Source organism: Aeromonas sp. QDB34, assembly GCF_027705405.1.
In the GTDB taxonomy this organism is placed as follows: domain Bacteria; phylum Pseudomonadota; class Gammaproteobacteria; order Enterobacterales; family Aeromonadaceae; genus Aeromonas; species Aeromonas hydrophila.
The window spans coordinates 111,529-131,244 of the sequence record NZ_JAPDBT010000011.1; the positions used below are offsets into that span (position 1 = coordinate 111,529).

The following is a 19,716-nucleotide window of genomic DNA, read 5'->3' on the forward strand; positions in this document are numbered from 1 at the left end:
GCCCTTCAGGCACCGGTCCGATCACTGACCGGTGCCTGGCTTGTTAATGACTCACTTGTTAACATCGATTTTTCATTCCGCAACAGGAGTCCGTTTCCCCCTCATGATCAAGCTGCCCCACCCCAGACTCCATCAACTGCTCACCCTGCTCCACGCCCAGCCGCTGCCGCAGGAGGAGCTGGCCCGCCGCCTCAATGTCTCCACCCGCACCGTGCGCACCGACGTGGCGACCCTGAACGAGATCATCGCCACCCGGGGCGCCCACCTGATCCACCAGCGCGGCAGCGGCTATCAGCTCAAGATCTACAATCAGGAGCTGTTCGCGGCGCTGCTGGCGGCCCAGGAGCAGGAGAGCGGTCTGCCCCGCACCAGCCGTGAGCGGGTGCTGCACCTGCAGATTCTGCTGTTGACGGCGGAGCAGGGCATCAAGCTCGACGAGCTGGCGGACACCTGGTATCTGAGCCGGGCCGCACTGCAGGGGGACATGGCGGAAGTGCGGGAGCGGCTCGCCCACTTCGGACTCGCCATCGACAGCAAACCCAGGCAGGGGATGCGGATCCAGGGGGGCGAGACGGCCATCCGCGCCTGCCTCACCCAGTTGCTCTACCAGGAGCTGCTGCACAGCAACCCGCTGCAAAGCCTGCTGCCCAACCTCTGTCCCAGCAAGACGCTGGAGGTAGTGGGCAATCACATCCACGAGCAGCTCGGCCGTCATCAGCTGCGCCTGGCCGATGAGAGCCTGCAGCAGCTCGCCATCTACTGCGCCGTCGCCCTGCTGCGCCAGGCGGCCGGCCACGAGCTGCGCCAATTCACCAGCGAGGATCTCACGGCGCCTCTGCTGGCGGTCGCCCGCGACATCTATGGCGAGCTGCCGACCCTGACTCCGCCGGGGGAGGAGGAGATAGCCTGTCTCGCCATCCAGATCCAGGCCCGCCTCACCGCCGATGCCCCCCAGCTCAGCCCGGCCATGGCGGCCGAGAGCGAACAGCTGGTGGAGCATCTGCTGGCCTACATCCACCAGCACTATCCCTATGACCTGCGCGGCGATCTGCAACTGCGGGCCGACCTGCAGACCCACATCAGCGCCATGCTGCTGCGGGTCAAATACCAGATCGGCAGCCACAATCCGCTGGCGGACCACATCAAGCAGTACTACCCCCTCGCCTACGACATCACGCTGGCGGCCATCTCGGAGTGGATCAGGCAGACTCCCTATCGGCTCACCCACCACGAGATAGGCTATCTGGTGATCCACATCGGGGTCGGACTGGAGCGTCACTACGACATCGGTTACACCCGCCGCCCGCAGGCGCTGCTGCTGTGCGATGCGGGCAACGCCACCTTCCGGGTGCTGGAGGCCCGCATCAAGAGGGAGTATCCCCAGCTGCAGCTGACCATGCTGGAGTCGGTGCGGGATTACGAAGGGCTGGCGCGGATCGAGCAGGACTTCGTCATCAGCACCGTCAAGGCCTGCGAAAAGAACGTGCCCGTGGTGCAGGTCGCCCCCATCCCGACCCAGTACCAGCTGGAGCAGCTCGGCAAACTGGTGCTGATCGATCGCACCCGTCCCTACCTGCTCGACAAATACTTCGATGCCGACCACTTCATGGTGGTCACCGAACCGCTCAGCCAGGCGGCGCTGTTTGATCGCATCTGCAACCAACTGGAGGTGGAAGATCTGGTGGAGAGCGGCTTTCGGGGATCGTTGCAGGAGCGGGAGCGGATCGTCTCCACCATGCTGGGGGACGGCATCGCCCTGCCCCACTCCCTCGGCCTGCTGGCGCGCCGCACCCTGGTCTATACCGTGCTGGCCCCCCAGGGGATCGACTGGGGCAACGGCGAGAGCGCTACCCTCGTCTTCGTACTGGCCATCGCCAAGGCCGACTACGAAGAGGCGATGGGGCTCTACGACCTGTTCCTGGCGCTGATGAACGAAAAAGCCAGCAGGAGTCTGCTGGCTTGTCGGGATTTTGCCGCCTTCAAGACGCTGGCACGCAGCGCACCTTGAGCATGCCGAGGTGCGTTACTCCTCGTTGAAGCCCGAGGTGAACAGCGCCACCACGGCGGCCAGGGCCTCCACTTCCTCGGGTCCCTCCACCTGGACTTCCACCTGCTTGCCCTGGGCGGAGTCCAGCATCAACAGGCCGATCACGCTGTCCGCGTCGGCCTCGACCCCCTCTTCGTTGCGCAGCAACACGTGGGCATCGAACCCCTGCACCAGCTCGAACAGCATCATGGCCGGTCTGGCATGCATGCCCAGTTTATTTTTCACTTCCACCGAGGCTGAGACGGTCATCTGATCTTCCTATTGGTCCATCAAAATTGCGGCGCACTCTTGTCGAGGGTGCGGTGGCGGATCTGGACATTCTTGCCCAGCAGGCGGAAGGCGCCAGCCAGCTGCTCGGCAATGAATACCGATCTGTGCTGGCCACCGGTGCAACCGATACCGACTGTCACATAGCTGCGATTGTTGCGCTCCAGATGGGGCAACCAGGTCGCCAGCATGTTCTCGATCTGCAGGATGAACTGCATCACGTCGGGCTGGCTGGAGAGATAGCGGGCCACCGGCTCATCCTTGCCGGTGAAGGGTTTGAGCTCGGGGATCCAGTGCGGATTGGGCAGGAAGCGGGCGTCGAACACGAAGTCGGCATCCTTGGGAATGCCGTACTTGAAGCCGAACGACTCGAACACCAGCACCAGCTCGTTCTCCTTCTTGCCGAGCACCCGGGTCTTGATGAGCTCGCTCAGGTCGTGAATGCTGAGGTTGGTGGTATCGATGCGCAGGTCAGCCGTCGAGGAGAGCGGCGCCAGCAGGTGGGTCTCTTCCCGAATTGCCTCATCCAGCGACAACTGATTGCGTGACAAGGGGTGCAGCCGGCGGCTCTCGCCGTAGCGCTTGAGCAGGGTGGAGTTTTCCGCATCGAAGAAGAAGCTCGAGAACTCCACCCGCCCCTCGTTGCGAACCTGGGCCAGCAGGGTTTCCAGCTTGTCCGGGCTCGCCGGCAGGTTGCGCACGTCGATGCTGACCGCCAGCTTGTCATACTGGCTCTCGACCGAGACGATCAGCTGGGGCAGCAGGTTGACCGGCAGGTTATCCACGCAGTAATAACCGAGATCCTCCAGCACACGCAGGGCAACTGTCTTGCCCGAGCCGGAGCGCCCACTCACCACTATTAATTGCATCTTGTTCCCTCACCGCTTGGCGTCATTGCAAGGGCCTGCATCTCAGGCCGATGTCATGATCTGATAGAGTTCTTCGTCGCTGGTTGCCTGGCGCAACTGGCGGCATACCGCCTTGTCACCCAGTTTGGATGCCATCAGGGAAAGGGTCTTGAGGTGCTGCTTGCACTCGCTTTCCGGCACCAGCAGGGCGAACAGCAGGTCAACCGGTTGATTGTCGATGGAATCGAAGGGGATCGGCTCTGCGAAGGTCATCAGGATGGCGGTCGGCGGAAACTCGTCGCCAATCCGGCCGTGGGGAATGGCGATACCGGCACCGATCCCGGTACTGCCCATTTTTTCTCGCGCCAGCAGGCACTCGAAGAGCACCTGACGAGAGGTCCCCAGACGCTCAGCGGCTAACTCGCTGATGATCTCCAGGGCGCGTTTCTTGCTGGTACAAGGGACCGCACTTTTGGTGCAGTCCCGACTCAGTATGTGTTCAAGTTGCATGGTTATTTTTGATTTAACTTATCTTTGTGCTTGATGATCTGCCGATCCAGCTTGTCCAGCAGGGTATCAATCGCAGCGTACATGTCGGCATGCTGCGAATTGGCGAACACCTCACCCCCGCTGACATGCAGCTTGGCTTCGGCGATCTGGTTCAGTTTTTCTACGCTCAACACCACATGAACATTGTTGATGTGGTCAAAGTGACGCTCGAGTTTGGCAAATTTGTTGTTCACATAATCACGCAGAGCTTCGGTGATCTCGACATGGTGTCCGGTCAGGTTAATTTGCATAACGTCTTCCTTTTGTTTTGCCTAAACCAGGCGTTTGCGCTGATTGGATGGCGGGATCAACAAGGATTCACGGTACTTTGCGATCGTGCGTCTCGCCACCATAATACCCTGTTCGGCCAGCAAATCCGCGATCTTGCTATCACTTAGCGGCTTGGCGGGATTCTCCGCCGTGACCAGCTTCTTGATGAGCGCGCGAATTGCGGTCGATGAGCACTCTCCTCCTCCCTCCGTGTTGACATGACTGGAGAAAAAAAACTTCAGTTCGAAGATGCCGCGCGGTGTATGCATGTACTTCTGGGTCGTGACCCGCGAGATGGTCGACTCGTGCATCTCCACCGCTTCGGCGATGTCGTTGAGCACCATGGGTTTCATGGCCTCTTCACCGTATTCGAAAAAGCCCTGCTGCTGCTCGACGATACAGCTGGCCACCTTGAGCAGGGTGTCGTTGCGGCTCTCCAGGCTCTTGATGAACCACTTGGCTTCCTGCAGGTGGGAACGGATGAACTGGGTATCCTGGCTGGTGCGAGCCTGACGGGCCATGGCGGCATAGGTCTCGTTGACCCGGATGCGCGGGGCCGAGTCCGGATTGAGCTCGACCACCCACTTGTTGCCCTTCTTGACCACGGAAACATCCGGGATCACGTACTGGGATTCGCTCTGAATGACGCCGTTGCCGGGTCTCGGCTCCAGCTGCTGGATCAAATCCAGCACCTCCTTGAGGTCACTCTCCTTGAGCCGGGTCTTGCGCGCCAGGGTGCGGTAGTCGCGATTGCCGAGCAAGTCCATGTGCTCGAGGATCACCTCCTTGGCCTCGTTGAGCCAGGGCAGGTCCGGGGAGTATTGGCCCAGCTGGATCAGCAGACACTCCTGCACCGAGCGGGCAGCGATGCCGACCGGGTCGAAATGCTGCACCCGCTTGAGCACGGCCTCCACCTCATCGAGCTCCACCTCGACATCCTCACTGCTTACCGCAGTCTGGATATCCTCCAGCGACACCGTCAGGTAACCGGATTCGTCGATGGCATCGATGATGGCGAGGGCGATGGCGGCATCCACGTCGCTGAACGGCGTCAGGCGCATCTGCCACAGCAAATAATCCTGCAGGTTTTCGGTGGTTTCGCCCTGATAGATGCTGTCTTCACCATCGTGGATCGGGCCCGCGCTCTGGGCCGTGCCGGCCGAGTAGACCTCTTCCCAGGTGGTATCTACCGGCAGTTCGTCCGGCATGTTGTCCTGGGACATGGCATCGCTGGAGTCGAGTTGGCTGGCATCGACCGGCTCTTCCGGGCTGGTCTCCTGCACATCATTTTCCTCTTGCTCCAGCAAGGGGTTGTTGTCGAGCGCTTGCTGAATTTCCTGCTGGAGTTCCAGAGTGGAGAGCTGGAGCAGACGAATCGCTTGTTGTAATTGCGGCGTCATGGTCAGGGACTGGCCGAGACGCAACTGTAATGTCGGCTTCATCTACGTCGGGATATCCTTATGTTCAGCGAGGCAGTCGTCACAGGAAATGAAGAGATGCCCCCTTACTATAGACTGAATTGATCGCCCAAATAGACGCGCTTGACCTGTTCGTCGGCCAGTATGTCGGCCGGTGCACCTTCGGCAATCATCTTGCCGTGGCTGACGATATAGGCCTTCTCACATACGTCCAGAGTCTCTCTGACGTTGTGGTCGGTGATCAAGACGCCCAGGCCTCTATCTTTGAGATGCTGGATGATCTTCTTGATGTCTATCACAGAAATGGGGTCGACCCCGGCAAAGGGTTCATCCAGCAGGATAAAACGCGGCTCGGCTGCCAGTGCCCGGGCGATCTCGACCCGGCGCCGCTCCCCGCCCGACAGGCTCTGCCCCAAGCTGTCACGGATATGGGTGATGTTGAACTCTTCCAGCAGTTGCTGGACCTTGTCCTCCCGCTCTTCGCGGCTCAATCCCTTGCGAGTCTGCATGACACCCATCAGATTGTCGAACACCGACAGGCGACGGAAGATGGAGGCCTCCTGCGGCAGATAGCCGATACCGTTGCGGGCACGGATATGCATGGGCTGCAGGCTGATGTCCTGATCATCGATGGTGATGAGGCCGGCATCGCTCTGCACCAGCCCCACGATCATGTAGAAGGAGGTGGTCTTGCCGGCGCCGTTCGGCCCTAACAGCCCGACGATCTGGCCGGTCCCCACTTCCAGGCTCACATCGCTCACTACCATGCGGCGCTTGTAACTTTTTTGCAGGCCGGCTGCTTTCAACACTGCCATGGTTTATTTTCCCTGCTTCTTCTGATCGGCCGGCTTGTCGAAATTCTCTACCTGATCCGGCAGGAACACCGTCTTGACCCGCTGGTTCGGGGTCTTGCTCTCGGCAATCATCTTCTGTTTGACGATGTCGTAACGGATCAGGTCGCCATTGACCTGGCTGTCTTCCTGCTTGAGCTGACCGTTGCCGGTGATGGTCACCAGCCGGTTCTTCAGCTCATAACGGATGCTGTTGCCATGGGCGTTGACCGGCTTGCCGTTGTCCAGGATCTGGAAGAAGGTGGCGGGCTTGCCATAGGCCGTCATCACCTCGGCACCCTTCTCGCCGGAGCGGATCACCACCACCTTGTCCGCCTTGATCTTGATGGTGCCCTGAGTGATGGTCACATCCTGCTCGAAGGTGATGCGGTTGTCCTGCATCTCGGCCACCTGCTTGACCGCATCCACATAGACCTTCTCGGCAAAGTCGGACTCTTTGGCGCTCACGGTGCCGCACAGCAGCAGGGCCGCGAGGGCCAGATTAGCGTTTTTCATTGAAATAGATGGCATGGCCCTGATCCAGTAATTCAAAATATTTGCGTTCCAGATGACCCTTCAGGCCAACGCCCTCAGTCTGGAAATCCTTACCCACTATGCTGACCTGCTGATTGCTTCTCACGTTCTGGGTCACCAGATCCAGCTCCAGATAGGGGGTATCCAGCGTGGAGATGAAAGAGGTGGGCAACAAGCCGTCCAGATGCACCTTGTCCCGCAGGATCACGTTGTCATCGGTGTTGAGCACGCCGGTATCGGCGGTGACTTTCCACTCGGCCTCACCCTGCTTGTCGAACATGTAGACCACCGGCTTGTCAAAGGTGGCCTGCTCGAGGATCTGGTAGTACTCCGCGTAGCGGGACTCCAGCCGCTCGGTGCGACGGCCCTCGACATCGAAGCGGGTCGTCACCAGATTCTTGGCGGTGAAGTCCGGCTGATAATTCTCCACCTTGGTGGTCGGCTCCGGCGCCAGTTCGATGTCGCCGAGCTGCCAGGCAGCCAGCGCAACCAGGAACAGCAGGGCGAACAACAGGGTTTGTCTGCTCATACCGAGGCCTCTGGCTGATAGTCACCCAGCCCCTGGGCCTGCAAAATGAGATCGCACACCTCACGCACCGCGCCCACACCGCCGGCCAGCCGGGTCACCATGTCGGCCCGCGCCAGCACCAGCGGATGGGCATCGGCTACGGCGATGCCGAGACCACAGGCCTGTATCACCGGCAGATCGATGGTGTCATCGCCAATGTAGGCTGCCTGCTCGGGGGTCAGTACCAGTTTGGTCAACAGCGCCTCGAAGTGGGGCAGCTTCTGATCCGCCCCCTGTACCAGGTGCTGCACCCCCAGGCTCTTCATCCGATCGCTAACGATACGGGAGTTGCGCCCGGTGATGATGGCAATCTCGATCCCGGCGTTGAGCAGCGCCCGCATGCCGGCACCGTCGCGGGTACAGAAGGTCTTCAGCTCTTCGCCGTCATTTCCCATGTAGATGAGGCCGTTGGAGAGCACCCCGTCCACATCGCACACCAGCAGGCGGATCTGCGCCGCCTTCTCAAACTGGCTGCGCGTCACCGGACCATAGAGGGTCGGTACGTTTTGCATCAAATTACTCCGGCTTTCAGCAGGTCATGCATGTTGAAGGCACCCAGCGGGCGCTTGTCACCATCCACAACCAGTAATCCGTTGATCTTTCTGGTTTCCATCAGTTTGACGGCCTCGGCTGCCATCATCTCTGGTCCCACGGTAACACAGTTGACCGTCATCACGCGGCTGATCGGGGTGTGGTGGATATCCACCTGCAGGTCCAGAATGCGGCGCAGGTCGCCGTCGGTGAACAGCCCAGCCAGACGGCCATCGGCATCGGCCACGGCCGTCATGCCTAGCCCCTTGCGGCTCACTTCCAGCAGTGCCTGGCTGATGGTGGCATCTATCCCCACCTGGGGCAACAGCTCACCGCTGTGCATCAGATCGCCGACCCGCAGCAGCAATCGCTTGCCAAGGGAGCCACCCGGGTGAGAGAGGGCGAAATCGTCGGCGGTAAAGCCGCGGGCTTCCAGCAGGGCCACCGCCAGCGCATCGCCCATTACCAGGGTCGCGGTGGTACTGGACGTGGGCGCCAGCCCCAGCGGGCAGGCTTCTTTCTCTACCTTGATGCACAGATGCACGTTGGCTTCTTTCGCCATGGTGGAGACCGGGTTGCCGGTCATGCAGATGAGCGGGATGCCGCGGCGCTTGAGCACCGGCAACAGGGCCAGGATCTCGTCGCTCTCGCCGGAGTTGGAGATGGCGATGATGAGATCGCCGCCGGAAATCATCCCCAGATCGCCGTGGCTGGCTTCACCCGGATGGAGGAAGAAGGCGGGAGTGCCGGTGCTAGCCAGGGTGGCCGCAATCTTGCTTCCGACATGACCTGACTTGCCCATGCCGGTGACCACTATCTTGCCACTGCAGCGCAGTATCATCTCGCACGCCTGATCGAAGGCATCGTTCAGGTACTGGTAGAGTCCATCAATCGCTTGTTTCTCGATGTCCAGCACGGTACGGGCGCTGCGACGAAAATCGAACAGTTCAGACACTTTTTCAGACTTTACAGACATAAAGGCACAGCTCCGGGCTGAAATTTGCTGCGGGATTATAAAAAAGTCTGTCGAGATAAGCGAATCGGATACTTCCCGACCTGAAAAGAGAGACAATTGGTTACAAAAAACTGTCGCGCGTCTGGACAGGCAGGCTGTTCAATAGTTGTTCCTTGCTGTTGCTTAGACCTAGACTAGCCCATAAAATTCGCTCTTCATTTACACCGGATGGACAATTGTTTGAACGATGACCTGATCACCATCTCCGACCTGACCTTCAGTCACGGAGATCGGCTGTTATACGACGGGATAAACCTGACCATTCCCCGTGGCAAGGTCACTGCGGTCATGGGCCCCAGCGGCATCGGCAAGACCACCTTGCTGCGGTTGATCGGCGGCCAGCTCAAGCCCGAATCCGGTCATATCCTGTTTGACGGGGAAGATATCCCCACCCTCTCCCGCTCGCGCCTGTACGAGGTGCGCAAGCGGATGAGCATGCTGTTCCAGAGCGGCGCCCTGTTTACCGGCATGACGGTGTACGACAACGTGGCCTTCCCGCTGCGTGAGCACTCCGGCCTGCCCGAGGAGCTGATCCACACCATCGTCATGATGAAGCTGCAGGCGGTGGGCCTGCGCGGCGCGGCAAGACTGATGCCGTCCGAGCTCTCCGGCGGCATGGCCCGGCGCGCGGCGCTGGCCCGCTCCATCGCGCTGGATCCGGACCTCATCATGTATGACGAGCCGTTCGTCGGCCAGGATCCCATCACCATGGCGGTGCTGGTGAAGCTCATCAAGGATATGAACGATGCCCTCGGCATCACCTCCGTCATCGTCACCCACGACGTGAAAGAGGTGCTGAGCATTGCCGACTACGCCTATATCATCGCCAACCGCAAGGTGGTGGCGCACGGCACGCCGGCCCAGCTGCGCGAGGAGCACAATCCCGAGGTCGAGCAGTTCCTGAAAGGATTGCCCGACGGTCCTGTTCCGTTTCATTTTCCGGCAGGCGACCTGCTACAGGATCTCTGATGTTGACAAGCCAGGTAAGCAAACTGGGGCGAAGCGGGGTGCGATTCATCAGCGCCATCGGCCGCGCCACCATCATGTTGTTTCACGCGTTGGCGGGCAAACCCGCGCCGCGCAAGCACTTTCCGCTGCTGGTGCAGCAGCTGTATGTGGTCGGGGTGCAGTCGGTCGCCATCATTCTGGTGTCGGGCCTGTTCATCGGCATGGTGCTCTCGTTGCAGGGCTACAACGTACTGAAGGACTTCGGTGCCGAGCAGAGTCTGGGGCCGCTGGTCTCCCTCTCTCTGCTGCGGGAACTGGGCCCCGTGGTGACCGCGCTGCTGTTTGCCGGCCGCGCCGGCTCGGCCCTCACCGCCGAGATCGGCCTGATGAAGGCCACCGAACAGCTCTCCAGCCTGGAGATGATGGCGGTGGATCCGCTGCGCCGGGTCGTCGCGCCGCGCTTCTGGGCCGGGGTCATCAGCATGCCGCTGCTGGCCTTCATGTTCAGCCTGATCGGCATCTTCGGCGGCAAGCTGGTCGGCGTCGACTGGCTGGGGGTGGACGAAGGCAGCTTCTGGTCCGCCATGCAGGCCTCCGTCGACTGGCAGGATGACATCATGCAGGGGGCCATCAAGAGCCTGATCTTTGCCCTGGTGGTCACCTGGATTGCGCTCTTTAACGGTTATGATGCCAAGCCGACCTCGGCCGGGATCAGTCAGGCCACGACCCGTACCGTGGTCCACTCCTCCCTGGCCGTGCTCGGCCTGGATTTTATACTCACCGCAGTCATGTTTGGATAAGGTAAAGATGAAGTTCAGCAAAGTAGAATTCCTGGTTGGCGCTTTCATGCTGGCCGGCATCGGTGCCATTCTGGCGTTGGCACTGCAAGTGGCAGGTTTGAGTTTCAAACCGGAAGGAGAAACCTATACCCTGCGCGCCCATTTCGATAATATCGGCGGCCTGAAAGTGCGCTCGCCGGTCAAGGTAGGCGGCGTGGTGGTCGGTCGGGTCAGCGACATCACTCTGGATGCCAAGAGCCAGGTGCCGATCGTCTCTCTGCAGATGCAGAAGAGCGCCGGTGAGTTCTCCGAGACCAGTACCCTCTCCATCCTGACTTCGGGGCTGCTCGGCGAGCAGTACATAGGTCTGATGCCCGGCTTTACCGATGAGGAGATGGGCACCAGCATGCTCAAGGATGGCGACATGATTGAAGACACCAAATCCGCCATTGTGCTGGAAGACCTGATTGGCAAGTTCCTCTACAGCCAGTCTTCCGACACCAAATCAGACAGCAAGTAAGGAGTAACCATGTTCAAGAAGATCGCCCTGCTGCTGGGCCTGATGACCAGCATGCTGTTTTCCCTGACCGCGCAAGCCACCGATGCCACCGATCCCTATGCCCTGGTGGATCAGGCGGCCAAGCAGACCTTCGCCCGCCTGAAGGCCGATCAGGCTCAGGTGAAGAGCAATCCGGACCACCTGCGGGTGATCATCCGCGAAGAGCTGCTGCCCTATGTGGACAACCGCTTCGCCGCCTACAAGGTGCTCGGCAACCAGATCAAGCAGACCACCCCGGCCCAGCGTGATGCCTTCGTCGAGGTGTTCACCGAGTACATGGTGAGTTCCTACGCCGACGCCCTGGCCCATTTCGACAAGCAGACCGTCAAGGTCGAGCCGGGCAAGGCCGCCGGTGACAGCAACATCACCGCGGTCAACGTCAGCGTGAAAGAGGCCGGCAAGCCGGACATCTTCCTCGAGTTCAAGCTGCGCAAGAACAACAAGACCGGCGAATGGAAAGCCTTCGACATGGTCGCCGAAGGGATCAGCCTGCTCTCTGCCAAGCAGAACGAGCTGGGTGGCCTCATCCGCCAGAACGGCATCGATGCGGTGATCGCCCAGCTGCGCGCCCACAATGCCAAGCCGCTGGTACTCAAGAAATGAGACTGAGTGGCGAGCTGCAGGCAGCCCAGGTCGTTGAGTTGTGGCAGCGGCGGGCCGACTGGTGGCAGGAAGACCAGATCGAGCTCGGTGACGTCACCACCCTGGATTCGGCAGGACTTGCCCTGCTGGTCAAATGGGCCAAAGCCGCTCTGGCACGAGGCGCCACACCGCAACTGGTGGGCGCCTCCACTGATTTTTATACCCTGGCCAACCTCTACGGGGTGGCCGGATTGTTTCAGTCAACCCCGCTCACAACTGAGGACGCATAATGCAAGTCTCTGAAATTGAAGCGATACTCCTCGAGGCTCTGCCATTGTCCGAAGTCCATGTCAAAGGGGACGGCAGTCACTACCAAGTGATCGCCGTCGGCGACATGTTTGACGGCATGAGCCGGGTCAAGAAGCAACAGGCCATCTATGCCCCGCTGATGGACAAGATCGCCAGCAACGCCATTCACGCACTCTCCATCAAGGCTTTTACCGATGCCGAGTGGAAACGCGAACGTAAATTCCTACTGCCCTCCTGATTTGGTATCAAACGTAAATGGACAAATTCAAGATCGATGGTCGTTGTACTCTCAACGGCGAAGTGACCATCTCTGGCGCCAAGAACGCCGCTCTGCCGATCCTGTTCGCCACCCTGCTGTGTGATGAGGAGATCCACCTCTCCAACGTGCCGCGCCTGAAAGACGTGGGCACCACCATCAAGCTGCTGGAGATGCTGGGTGCCACCACCAAGGTGAACGGCAACGTCACCGTGCTGACCGGTGCGGTGAACAACCATGTCGCCCCCTACGAGCTGGTGAAGACCATGCGCGCCTCCATCCTGGCGCTGGGCCCGCTGGCCGCCCGCTTTGGCGCGGCTGACGTCTCTCTGCCCGGCGGCTGCGCCATCGGTGCCCGTCCGGTCAACCTGCACGTGCACGGTCTGGAACTGATGGGTGCCAAGATTGCCATCGAGGATGGTTACATCAAGGCTCGTGTCGACGGCCGCCTGAAGGGTGCCCACATCCTGATGGACATGGTCTCCGTCACCGGTACCGAGAACCTGATGATGGCCGCCACCCTGGCTGACGGCCGCACCGTGATCGAAAACGCCGCGCGCGAGCCGGAAGTGGTCGATCTGGCCAACTTCCTCAATGCGCTGGGCGCCAAGATCCAGGGCGCGGGCACCGACACCCTGACCATCGACGGTGTCGAGCGTCTGCATGGCGGCAGCTACAGCGTCCAGCCCGACCGTATCGAAACCGGTACCTTCCTGGTGGGCGCAGCGGTCACCGGTGGCAAGATCACCTGCCGCAAGACCGACCCGACCCTGCTGGAAGCGGTGCTGGTCAAGCTGGAAGAGGCTGGCGCCCTGATTGAGAAGGGTGAAGACTGGATCACCCTCGACATGACCGGTCGTACCCTCAAGCCGGTCACCATCAAAACCGCCCCCTACCCGGCCTTCCCGACCGACATGCAGGCCCAGTTCACCGTGCTGAACGCGGTGGCCAAGGGCACCGGCATGGTCACCGAGACCATCTTCGAGAACCGCTTCATGCACGTTCCCGAGCTGGTACGGATGGGCGCCGACATCGAACTGCAGGGCAATGTGGCCATCTGCCGCGACACCCAGCAGCTCAAGGGTGCCCAGGTGATGGCGACCGACCTTCGCGCCTCCGCCAGTCTGGTGCTGGCCGGCTTCGTGGCCGAAGGCTCCACCATCGTCGATCGCATCTACCACATCGACCGTGGCTACGAAGACATCGAGCACAAGCTGCAAGGCCTTGGCGGCCGCATCGAGCGCATCAAGGGCTGATTGCCGCCCCTGAGCACGCCGATACAAAAAGGCCCCTCGCACTGCGAGGGGCCTTTTTCATGGCGGTAATCCGCTGATGCCGGGATCAGTGGCCGGCCAGCTTCATGCTCTCGACCAGCACCGAGCCGGTCTTGAGGCTGGAGCGCTCATCTTCGTCGCTGCCCACCGCCACGATATGGCTGAACATCTCGGCCAGATTGCCGGCGATGGTGATCTCTTCGACCGGGTAGGCTATCTCGCCATTTTCCACCCAGAAACCGGCAGCGCCGCGGGAGTAGTCGCCATTGACGATGTTGACCCCCTGTCCCATCAGTTCGGTCACCAGCAGGCCGGTGCCCATCTCCTTGAGCATGCCATTGAAATCCTGACCGGTGCTGGAGACCTGCCAGTTGTGGATGCCGCCGGCGTGGCCCGTGGTGGTGAGTCCCAGCTTGCGGGCGGAGTAAGAGGTAAGCAGCCAGCTCATCAGCTCGCCATTGCGCACTATGTCCATGTCGCGGGTCAGCACGCCTTCGCCATCGAACGGGGTGCTGGCGAGCCCCCCCAGCAGGTGCGGGAACTCCTGGATGGTGAGCCACTCGGGCAGGATCTGCTTGCCCAGCTTGTCCAGCAGAAAGCTCGACTTGCGGTAGAGATTGCCACCGCTGATGGCCATCACCAGATGACCCCACAGACCGGCCGCCGTATCGGGATGGAACAGCACGGGAGCGTGGCGAGTGCTGATCTTGCGGGCCCCCAGGCGAGAGAGGGTGCGCTCCACCGCCTCGTCGGCGATGCGCTGCGGGCTCCAGAGCCCGTCCAGGGTACGGCTGGAGGAGTAGCCGTAATCGCGCTGCATGTCGCCGTCCTGCTCGCCGATCAGCACGCAGCTCAGGGAGTTGCGCGATGCTGCGTAGCCTTTGACGAAGCCATGGCTGTTGCCATACACCTTGATGCCGAGGTGACTGGAGAAACCGGCGCCGTCGGAGTGCTTGATGCGGGCATCGCGGCCCAGCGCCAGTCGCTCACACTCGATGGCCAGTTCGATGCCGCGCTGCGGATCCAGCTCGATTGGATGACACAGTTGCAGGTCAGGGGCATCCCAGGCCAGCTGCTCGGCGTCCGCCAGACCGGCACAGGTATCCGGCGAGGTGTGGCGGGCAATCTCCATGGCCGCTTCGACGGCGGCACGAATGGCCGACGGGCTCAGATCCGTGGTGGAGGAGGAACCCTTGCAGCCATCGCGATAGACGGCGATGCCGAGCGCCCCGTCCTTGTTGAATTCGATGCTTTCCAGTTCACAACCCCGGGTGTTCACCGACAACCCGGTCTGCTTGCTGATGGAGACTTCGGCAAGCCCGGCGCCCAGTCCCTTGGCAATCTCCAGGGCCTCGGCAACTACGGCTTCAAGATGGGCTTGATCCTGGCGGATTTGGTCTTGCTGATCCATAACTCACATCTGTATCAAGGAAGGAAAGGGGCTAAGCATATCAGACCCCTGCGCCCAGCGGGAGAAGCTGGTAACATATCCACCAAACGTGAATGACAGGAATCAAGAGACCGATGAGTCAATATCAAGACGACAACGAGTGGGAAGACTGGGGCCCCAGCAAAAGCCAGCTCAAGCGCGATGCCGAAGCCTTGCAGAAGATGGGGGAAGAGATCGTCTCCCTCAGCCACAGCGAGCTGGAGAAGATCCCGCTGGATGAAGAGCTGGCCGAAGCGGTCGAGCTGGGCCGCAAGCTCAAGCCGAAGAAAGACGAGTCTTTCCGTCGCCACCTGCAGTTCATCGGCCGGTTGATGCGCAGCCGCGATGTGGAGCCCATCGTCGAGGCGCTCTCCATCATCAAGAATCGCCACTCCACCGTGAATGCCCGCCTGCATCGGCTGGAGCAGTGGCGTGAGCGGCTGATCAATGAAGGTGACAGCGCCCTCAACGAGCTGATGTCCCAGTTCCACGAACTGGACCGCCAGAAGCTGCGCCAGCTGATCCGCACCGCCAACAAGGAGCGGGAGCTGAACAAGCCGCCGGTGGCCTATCGCGAGATGTACCAGTATCTGCGCGGCGAAATTGAAGATCTGCTGTAAGTGATGACTCACCTTCGCCGACCGGCGATGAACAGTACGAAATAAAACGGGGCCAATATGGCCCCGTTTTTGTGTCGCCGCAGCTGTCAGCTGCCCGCCATGCACTGGGTATGAGTGCCTGGCTGCAGATACGGCATCAGCAGCGGTGCCATCCCCTTGAGCACCTGCACCGGCAGGGCCGAGGTGAAGCGGAACTTGTCGGACTGGCTGCCCGGCACATAGGCCGTCAGGGTGCCGAAGTGATCCTCTCCCAGATAGAAGACGAAAGTGGCGGTCCGGTTGCGAGCCAGCGAACTGGTCACGTTGCCGTAGCGACCGACCGTTTCAATCCGGTTGTCCCCCGTCCCCGTCTTGCCTCCCATCTGCAGCACGGTACCGTCCGGCAGGGCGAAGGCACCGGCAATACGTCTGGCCGTGCCCCCTTCCACCACCTTCGACAGCGCGTTGCGCAGCGCGGTGGCCACCTCGACCGGCAGCACCCGGGTCCCCTCGGTCTGCGCTGGCTGGAACTCGGTTTCGAACGGCGTGCCCTTGGCAAACGACAGATGCTCGATGCGCAGGGTCGGCGCACGAATGCCGCCGTTCTGGATGATCCCCATCAGCTCGGCCAACGCAGCAGGGCGGTCGCCCGAGCTGCCCAGGGCCGTTGCCAGCGACGGCACCAGGTGATCGAACGGGTAGCCCAGTCTGGCCCAGAGTTGATGGATGTCGAGGAAGGCCTCGACCTCCAGCATGGTGCGGATCCGGCTGTCGCGGGCACTACGGTGGCGGGTCTTGAACAGCCAGCTGTAGACCTCCTGCCGCTCGTCCCGGCTCGCCTCGACGGCATCGGCGAAAGTCGCCTTGTCGAACTCCTTGAGATAGGAGAGCAGCCACAGCTCCAGCGGGTGCACCCGGGCGATATAGCCTTGATCCGGCAGCGAATACTTGCCGGGACCATAGCTGGTATAGAGCTGCTCGATACGACGATCGCTCAGCTTCTCCCGCGGCAGACGCTTCGCCAGGAAGGCAGCGAACGTCTCCTGCGACGCATCCGGCATCAGGTAACGGTGTACTGCGGCCAGGCGCACGGCGCTGGGCTTGAGACCATCCAGGAAGGTATCGAGCTGTTCATCCGCAGTCTTGCCACGGTATTTGCGCCAGAAGCGCAGCAGATAGGTCTGCCCCTCTTTATCCGCAAACTTGGCCAGATACTCGGTACGGCGCGGATCCTTGTCATCCTTGAGCAGCTGGGCACGGTTGCCCTCCCGGTAGAGGCTGTAGCGGACGATGTCACGCATCAGACGCACGAACGGCAGGTTGATGGATTCACGCAGCGCGTCGCGAATGGCCGGGATGCGGCCATTGTCCTCACGCCGGAAGTTGTTGAAGGTGTGCATGCCGCCGCCAGTGAAGAATCCCTCGTTCGGGCTGGCGGAGTATTTGCGATCGAGCGCCGCCTCCAGCATGGGTGGCAGGCTCTTGTCCTTGGCGCTCATCAGGTAGGATACGGCCCAGCGGCTGATGTTGTCCTGCTCCGATACCTCTATCTTGCGCAGGCTCTCGGCCGACATGTCCGCGTAGTTGTCGTGCAGCTCGGAGACGATCTCCAGGTAGGTGGTCAGCACCCGCAGCTTGGCGGTTGATCCCAGCTCCAGCTTGCTGCCCTCGTTGATGTCGAACGGCTGATCCGTGTTGTCGGTCTGCACCCGCACCTTGAAGCCCTGCGGGGATTTTTCGAACAGCGTGAAGCTGTACTTCACGTCTCCCGTCTTCTCCGGCGAGAGCAGGCGCTCACCAAACAGCCCGACCTGAGCAGCAAACGTCGGATCGGCCAGCTGCTGCAGGTAACGAGAGACCTCGTTTTGCAGCGGCATGTTGAGGCTGGTATCGGCCGTCAGATCGAGCCGGTCCAGATCATAGAGCTGCACTCCGAGCTGACGGCTCAGACGGGTGCGGGCAACTTGCAGGCCCTTGTTGTTGTTGACCTTGGTCACCGCCGGGGACTGCAGGAAATCACGGAACGAGATCTTGGCCTTCAGCGCGGCTTCCATCAGCGGCGGCGTGATCATCCCCTCCTGTACGAACAACCGCAGATAGCTGTCAGTCAGGGTCGCTAGTGCATCGCGCCCCTGCGCCAGATAGTAGGAGGGGCGGCGATGGGCAATCATCAGCGAGACCACCTGGCGCAGTGCCAGGCCCTGCTCCGCCAGCGAGGCATCCTGGTTACGCGCAGGGTCCAGCAGCCGGTTTACCTCGTCCACATTGGCGCCAAACCATACCCAGAGACCATCCCCCAGGCCGTGCACCTCCCCATAGCCGGGAGCCGCAGAGAGCGGGACCGAGTTGAGATAGGCCCAGGCGACCAGCTTGCGCGCCTCCAGCGTCTTGGGCCCCAACCGGTAAGCCCGCACACTGGCCGATGCCATCTGGCGGATCTTCTCGGTGGGTGACAGCGTCAGACCATCCGGCGAGTGGCGATACTTCTCGACCTGAGTCGCCAGCGTACTGCCGCCAGCCGATTGATCCTGCATATCGAGCGCCTTGCCGACCTGCGACATGGCCGCCTTGGCAAAACGGGGCCAATCCACGGCCGGGTTGGCCAGCGGCTGCTCGTTGCTGAGCAGATCGCGGTTCTCGATGAACAAGAGCGACTGGATCACCAGCGGCGGGATGGAAGCGAAATCCGGGTAATAGTGGGTCGGATACTTGAATTGATAGAAGGGTTCAGCCCGGCAGTCGTGCAGGGTCAGGCCGGCTTGCACCTTCTCGGTATAAGGCACGAAAAAGCCGCGACTGGCATAGTCATACAAGGCGTCGGAGAAATGTACCTGCTCGCTGACCTGATAACCCCGTTGCAGCAAGCGCTCCTGCATCATGGGCAACAGCACATAACCGAGCCGCTTGTCGAAGGGACCGTCTTCGGGGAAGGCAATCTGCTTGCTGGGGCCGGGTTCAACCTGATAGGTCAGCTTGGCCGCATAGCGGGAGATCTCCTGCGACTGCAGGCGGGAAGTCTGCATCTCATAACCGACCAGAGCAATCACCGCAGCCAGGCACAGCAAAAAGAAAAAGCAGAAAAACCAGCGCCACCAGGAACGACGCTTGCGCTTGTACTTGCCGTCCGCGCTTGGGACAGATGAATCCTGAGATGCCACTTTGTTCAAATCCGTCTGTTCTGATGCGCCCATATCAGCCCCACCATGGTTGCGCAATTTATTGTGTTTCACTCAAGCTTAGTCGTTTCAAGTCAATGGCTTGAAAACTATTGACCGCTTTGTAGTGATGGTAACAGGGCGATCATAAAAAGGGGAGCCGATTGTTGCAGCGCAATGAGAGATCCGAGCTGATGACTGAAAGCAAAACACCGGCCTATAGCCGGTGTTTTGAGAAGACAGTGAGCAGGCTTATTTGCTGGAACTCATCGCCTTGAGCTTGGTGCTCAGCTCTTTACGCTCTTTGGACAGCTCGGCATTCTTGATGATGTGGTCGTCCACACGCTCTTCATAATCAGCCCGCATGTTGGCGATGATGGCTTGCACCTCATCGATGCTCATACCCGGTTTGATGTAGTCACTCAGGTTGTCGAGCAGCAGCACTCGCTTCTGGTTGTCACGGACCTTCTTCTCGTTGTCCGCAATTTCACGCTTGAGTTTGTTCTGACGACGGGACATACGCACATATTCCAGTACATCGCTGAAGGTGGACTTGTTTACTTGTTCCATATCGATACCACTGACGTAAGGTTGATAAAAGCAGGCCAAGTTGCATCCGTACTAAAGAAACCAGCATGAGAGAGTACGGGCCAACCCAAGATGCCTTTACTCTACCGAGTTATGAGGCAGATACAACCCTAATTGCAGGCCTGACGCCGGGTTTCGGCACGAGAGAGCCGAGTGAACAACAGGGTGGAAAGCAGTGCAGACTCTCCATCCGAAGGCGCATATCAGGGGTGAGATAACAGGGGTGAGATAAGACGAATTTCAGGCAATAAAAAACCCCGCTCAGATGAGCGGGGTTTCTCGTGTTGGGTGCCTGGCAGTGTCCTACTCTCGCATGGCGAATGCCACACTACCATCGGCGCTACCGCGTTTCACTTCTGAG

22 protein-coding genes are annotated in these 19,716 nt (G+C 60.5%); 9 read left to right on the forward strand and 13 right to left on the reverse strand.

Going from position 1 to position 19,716, the window contains the following annotated elements; all coding sequences use genetic code 11:
* The first annotated feature begins 103 nt into the window (after positions 1–103).
* Positions 104–2,008 (forward strand): BglG family transcription antiterminator, encoded by a 1,905-nt coding sequence (locus OKC29_RS15565; RefSeq protein WP_073351978.1) that lies wholly within the window; start codon positions 104–106, stop codon positions 2,006–2,008.
* A 15-nt stretch (positions 2,009–2,023) separates the two neighbouring features.
* On the opposite strand, the gene npr is transcribed toward OKC29_RS15565, so the two are convergent.
* The 10 genes from npr to OKC29_RS15615 form a co-directional block, all read right to left on the reverse strand.
* Positions 2,024–2,296, reverse strand: coding sequence for a PTS phosphocarrier protein NPr (gene npr, locus OKC29_RS15570; RefSeq protein WP_005305943.1), 273 nt, complete (start codon positions 2,294–2,296; stop codon positions 2,024–2,026).
* Positions 2,297–2,316: 20 nt separating this feature from the next.
* Positions 2,317–3,183, reverse strand: coding sequence for an RNase adapter RapZ (gene rapZ / locus OKC29_RS15575; RefSeq protein ID WP_011707611.1), 867 nt, complete (start codon positions 3,181–3,183; stop codon positions 2,317–2,319).
* Between the two features lie 42 nt (positions 3,184–3,225).
* On the reverse strand, positions 3,226–3,672 hold the full coding sequence (gene ptsN, locus OKC29_RS15580) for a PTS IIA-like nitrogen regulatory protein PtsN (protein WP_005305951.1): 447 nt from the start codon (positions 3,670–3,672) through the stop codon (positions 3,226–3,228).
* A gap of 2 nt (positions 3,673–3,674) precedes the next feature.
* Positions 3,675–3,962, reverse strand: coding sequence for a ribosome hibernation promoting factor (gene hpf, locus OKC29_RS15585; RefSeq protein ID WP_005305957.1), 288 nt, complete (start codon positions 3,960–3,962; stop codon positions 3,675–3,677).
* Between the two features lie 21 nt (positions 3,963–3,983).
* Complete coding sequence (locus OKC29_RS15590; protein ID WP_011707612.1) at positions 3,984–5,423, reverse strand: RNA polymerase factor sigma-54; 1,440 nt, start codon at positions 5,421–5,423, stop codon at positions 3,984–3,986.
* Between the two features lie 65 nt (positions 5,424–5,488).
* Positions 5,489–6,214 carry an LPS export ABC transporter ATP-binding protein gene (gene lptB / locus OKC29_RS15595; protein ID WP_011707613.1) on the reverse strand — a complete coding sequence of 242 codons (726 nt, stop codon included), beginning with the start codon at positions 6,212–6,214 and terminating at the stop codon, positions 5,489–5,491.
* A 3-nt stretch (positions 6,215–6,217) separates the two neighbouring features.
* Entirely contained in the window at positions 6,218–6,745 is a 528-nt protein-coding gene (gene lptA / locus OKC29_RS15600) for a lipopolysaccharide transport periplasmic protein LptA (RefSeq protein WP_016352198.1), read from the reverse strand.
* The gene (gene lptC, locus OKC29_RS15605) at positions 6,732–7,292 is read right to left on the reverse strand and encodes an LPS export ABC transporter periplasmic protein LptC (protein WP_011707615.1); all 561 of its coding nucleotides are present in this window, start codon (positions 7,290–7,292) and stop codon (positions 6,732–6,734) included. Before lptC ends, lptA begins: the two co-directional genes overlap by 14 nt.
* On the reverse strand, positions 7,289–7,843 hold the full coding sequence (kdsC, locus tag OKC29_RS15610; RefSeq protein WP_073351982.1) for a 3-deoxy-manno-octulosonate-8-phosphatase KdsC: 555 nt from the start codon (positions 7,841–7,843) through the stop codon (positions 7,289–7,291). Before kdsC ends, lptC begins: the two co-directional genes overlap by 4 nt.
* Complete coding sequence (locus tag OKC29_RS15615) at positions 7,843–8,838, reverse strand: KpsF/GutQ family sugar-phosphate isomerase (RefSeq protein WP_073351984.1); 996 nt, start codon at positions 8,836–8,838, stop codon at positions 7,843–7,845. Before OKC29_RS15615 ends, kdsC begins: the two co-directional genes overlap by 1 nt.
* A 207-nt stretch (positions 8,839–9,045) precedes the next feature.
* On the opposite strand from OKC29_RS15615, the gene mlaF reads away from it, so the two are divergent.
* The 7 genes from mlaF to murA are packed head-to-tail and all read left to right on the forward strand — an operon-like array spanning position 9,046 to position 13,566.
* Positions 9,046–9,846 carry a phospholipid ABC transporter ATP-binding protein MlaF gene (gene mlaF, locus OKC29_RS15620; RefSeq protein WP_011707618.1) on the forward strand — a complete coding sequence of 267 codons (801 nt, stop codon included), beginning with the start codon at positions 9,046–9,048 and terminating at the stop codon, positions 9,844–9,846.
* On the forward strand, positions 9,846–10,625 hold the full coding sequence (gene mlaE / locus OKC29_RS15625) for a lipid asymmetry maintenance ABC transporter permease subunit MlaE (protein WP_011707619.1): 780 nt from the start codon (positions 9,846–9,848) through the stop codon (positions 10,623–10,625). Before mlaF ends, mlaE begins: the two co-directional genes overlap by 1 nt.
* A gap of 7 nt (positions 10,626–10,632) precedes the next feature.
* Positions 10,633–11,124 (forward strand): outer membrane lipid asymmetry maintenance protein MlaD, encoded by a 492-nt coding sequence (gene mlaD, locus OKC29_RS15630; protein ID WP_011707620.1) that lies wholly within the window; start codon positions 10,633–10,635, stop codon positions 11,122–11,124.
* Between the two features lie 9 nt (positions 11,125–11,133).
* On the forward strand, positions 11,134–11,766 hold the full coding sequence (gene mlaC, locus OKC29_RS15635) for a phospholipid-binding protein MlaC (RefSeq protein ID WP_011707621.1): 633 nt from the start codon (positions 11,134–11,136) through the stop codon (positions 11,764–11,766).
* On the forward strand, positions 11,763–12,035 hold the full coding sequence (locus OKC29_RS15640; protein ID WP_016352203.1) for an STAS domain-containing protein: 273 nt from the start codon (positions 11,763–11,765) through the stop codon (positions 12,033–12,035). Before mlaC ends, OKC29_RS15640 begins: the two co-directional genes overlap by 4 nt.
* Positions 12,035–12,292 (forward strand): BolA family iron metabolism protein IbaG, encoded by a 258-nt coding sequence (ibaG, locus tag OKC29_RS15645; protein ID WP_005306001.1) that lies wholly within the window; start codon positions 12,035–12,037, stop codon positions 12,290–12,292. The genes OKC29_RS15640 and ibaG overlap by 1 nt, the downstream gene beginning before the upstream one ends.
* A gap of 17 nt (positions 12,293–12,309) precedes the next feature.
* Complete coding sequence (gene murA / locus OKC29_RS15650) at positions 12,310–13,566, forward strand: UDP-N-acetylglucosamine 1-carboxyvinyltransferase (RefSeq protein ID WP_011707623.1); 1,257 nt, start codon at positions 12,310–12,312, stop codon at positions 13,564–13,566.
* A gap of 85 nt (positions 13,567–13,651) precedes the next feature.
* On the opposite strand, the gene pmbA is transcribed toward murA, so the two are convergent.
* A complete protein-coding gene (gene pmbA / locus OKC29_RS15655) occupies positions 13,652–14,995 on the reverse strand; it encodes a metalloprotease PmbA (RefSeq protein ID WP_073351986.1) in 1,344 nt (447 codons plus the stop codon).
* Positions 14,996–15,108: 113 nt separating this feature from the next.
* Here pmbA and yjgA point away from each other — a divergent pair, with 113 nt between their 5' ends.
* Positions 15,109–15,633 (forward strand): ribosome biogenesis factor YjgA, encoded by a 525-nt coding sequence (gene yjgA / locus OKC29_RS15660; RefSeq protein ID WP_010635921.1) that lies wholly within the window; start codon positions 15,109–15,111, stop codon positions 15,631–15,633.
* A gap of 86 nt (positions 15,634–15,719) precedes the next feature.
* Here the strand turns inward: yjgA and OKC29_RS15665 are convergent, their stop codons facing one another.
* On the reverse strand, positions 15,720–18,803 hold the full coding sequence (locus OKC29_RS15665) for a transglycosylase domain-containing protein (protein ID WP_270669364.1): 3,084 nt from the start codon (positions 18,801–18,803) through the stop codon (positions 15,720–15,722).
* Between the two features lie 216 nt (positions 18,804–19,019).
* Entirely contained in the window at positions 19,020–19,337 is a 318-nt protein-coding gene (tmaR, locus tag OKC29_RS15670; protein ID WP_016352207.1) for a PTS system regulator TmaR, read from the reverse strand.
* Positions 19,338–19,716: the final 379 nt, after the last annotated feature.

Excerpts from the sequence above, each read along its gene's own strand:
- OKC29_RS15615 (WP_073351984.1), bottom strand. The coding sequence starts at position 8,838 with ATGTCTGTAAAGTCTGAAAAAGTGTCTGAACTGTTCGATTTTCGTCGC.
- ibaG (WP_005306001.1), top strand. The coding sequence starts at position 12,035 with ATGCAAGTCTCTGAAATTGAAGCGATACTCCTCGAGGCTCTGCCATTG.
- lptA (WP_016352198.1), bottom strand. The coding sequence starts at position 6,745 with ATGAAAAACGCTAATCTGGCCCTCGCGGCCCTGCTGCTGTGCGGCACC.
- OKC29_RS15565 (WP_073351978.1), top strand. The coding sequence starts at position 104 with ATGATCAAGCTGCCCCACCCCAGACTCCATCAACTGCTCACCCTGCTC.
- ptsN (WP_005305951.1), bottom strand. The coding sequence starts at position 3,672 with ATGCAACTTGAACACATACTGAGTCGGGACTGCACCAAAAGTGCGGTC.
- rapZ (WP_011707611.1), bottom strand. The coding sequence starts at position 3,183 with ATGCAATTAATAGTGGTGAGTGGGCGCTCCGGCTCGGGCAAGACAGTT.
- mlaF (WP_011707618.1), top strand. The coding sequence starts at position 9,046 with ATGGACAATTGTTTGAACGATGACCTGATCACCATCTCCGACCTGACC.
- tmaR (WP_016352207.1), bottom strand. The coding sequence starts at position 19,337 with ATGGAACAAGTAAACAAGTCCACCTTCAGCGATGTACTGGAATATGTG.
- pmbA (WP_073351986.1), bottom strand. The coding sequence starts at position 14,995 with ATGGATCAGCAAGACCAAATCCGCCAGGATCAAGCCCATCTTGAAGCC.
- lptB (WP_011707613.1), bottom strand. The coding sequence starts at position 6,214 with ATGGCAGTGTTGAAAGCAGCCGGCCTGCAAAAAAGTTACAAGCGCCGC.
- OKC29_RS15590 (WP_011707612.1), bottom strand. The coding sequence starts at position 5,423 with ATGAAGCCGACATTACAGTTGCGTCTCGGCCAGTCCCTGACCATGACG.
- OKC29_RS15640 (WP_016352203.1), top strand. The coding sequence starts at position 11,763 with ATGAGACTGAGTGGCGAGCTGCAGGCAGCCCAGGTCGTTGAGTTGTGG.
- kdsC (WP_073351982.1), bottom strand. The coding sequence starts at position 7,843 with ATGCAAAACGTACCGACCCTCTATGGTCCGGTGACGCGCAGCCAGTTT.
- OKC29_RS15665 (WP_270669364.1), bottom strand. The coding sequence starts at position 18,803 with ATGGGCGCATCAGAACAGACGGATTTGAACAAAGTGGCATCTCAGGAT.
- npr (WP_005305943.1), bottom strand. The coding sequence starts at position 2,296 with ATGACCGTCTCAGCCTCGGTGGAAGTGAAAAATAAACTGGGCATGCAT.
- mlaD (WP_011707620.1), top strand. The coding sequence starts at position 10,633 with ATGAAGTTCAGCAAAGTAGAATTCCTGGTTGGCGCTTTCATGCTGGCC.
- lptC (WP_011707615.1), bottom strand. The coding sequence starts at position 7,292 with ATGAGCAGACAAACCCTGTTGTTCGCCCTGCTGTTCCTGGTTGCGCTG.
- hpf (WP_005305957.1), bottom strand. The coding sequence starts at position 3,962 with ATGCAAATTAACCTGACCGGACACCATGTCGAGATCACCGAAGCTCTG.
- yjgA (WP_010635921.1), top strand. The coding sequence starts at position 15,109 with ATGAGTCAATATCAAGACGACAACGAGTGGGAAGACTGGGGCCCCAGC.
- mlaC (WP_011707621.1), top strand. The coding sequence starts at position 11,134 with ATGTTCAAGAAGATCGCCCTGCTGCTGGGCCTGATGACCAGCATGCTG.
- murA (WP_011707623.1), top strand. The coding sequence starts at position 12,310 with ATGGACAAATTCAAGATCGATGGTCGTTGTACTCTCAACGGCGAAGTG.
- mlaE (WP_011707619.1), top strand. The coding sequence starts at position 9,846 with ATGTTGACAAGCCAGGTAAGCAAACTGGGGCGAAGCGGGGTGCGATTC.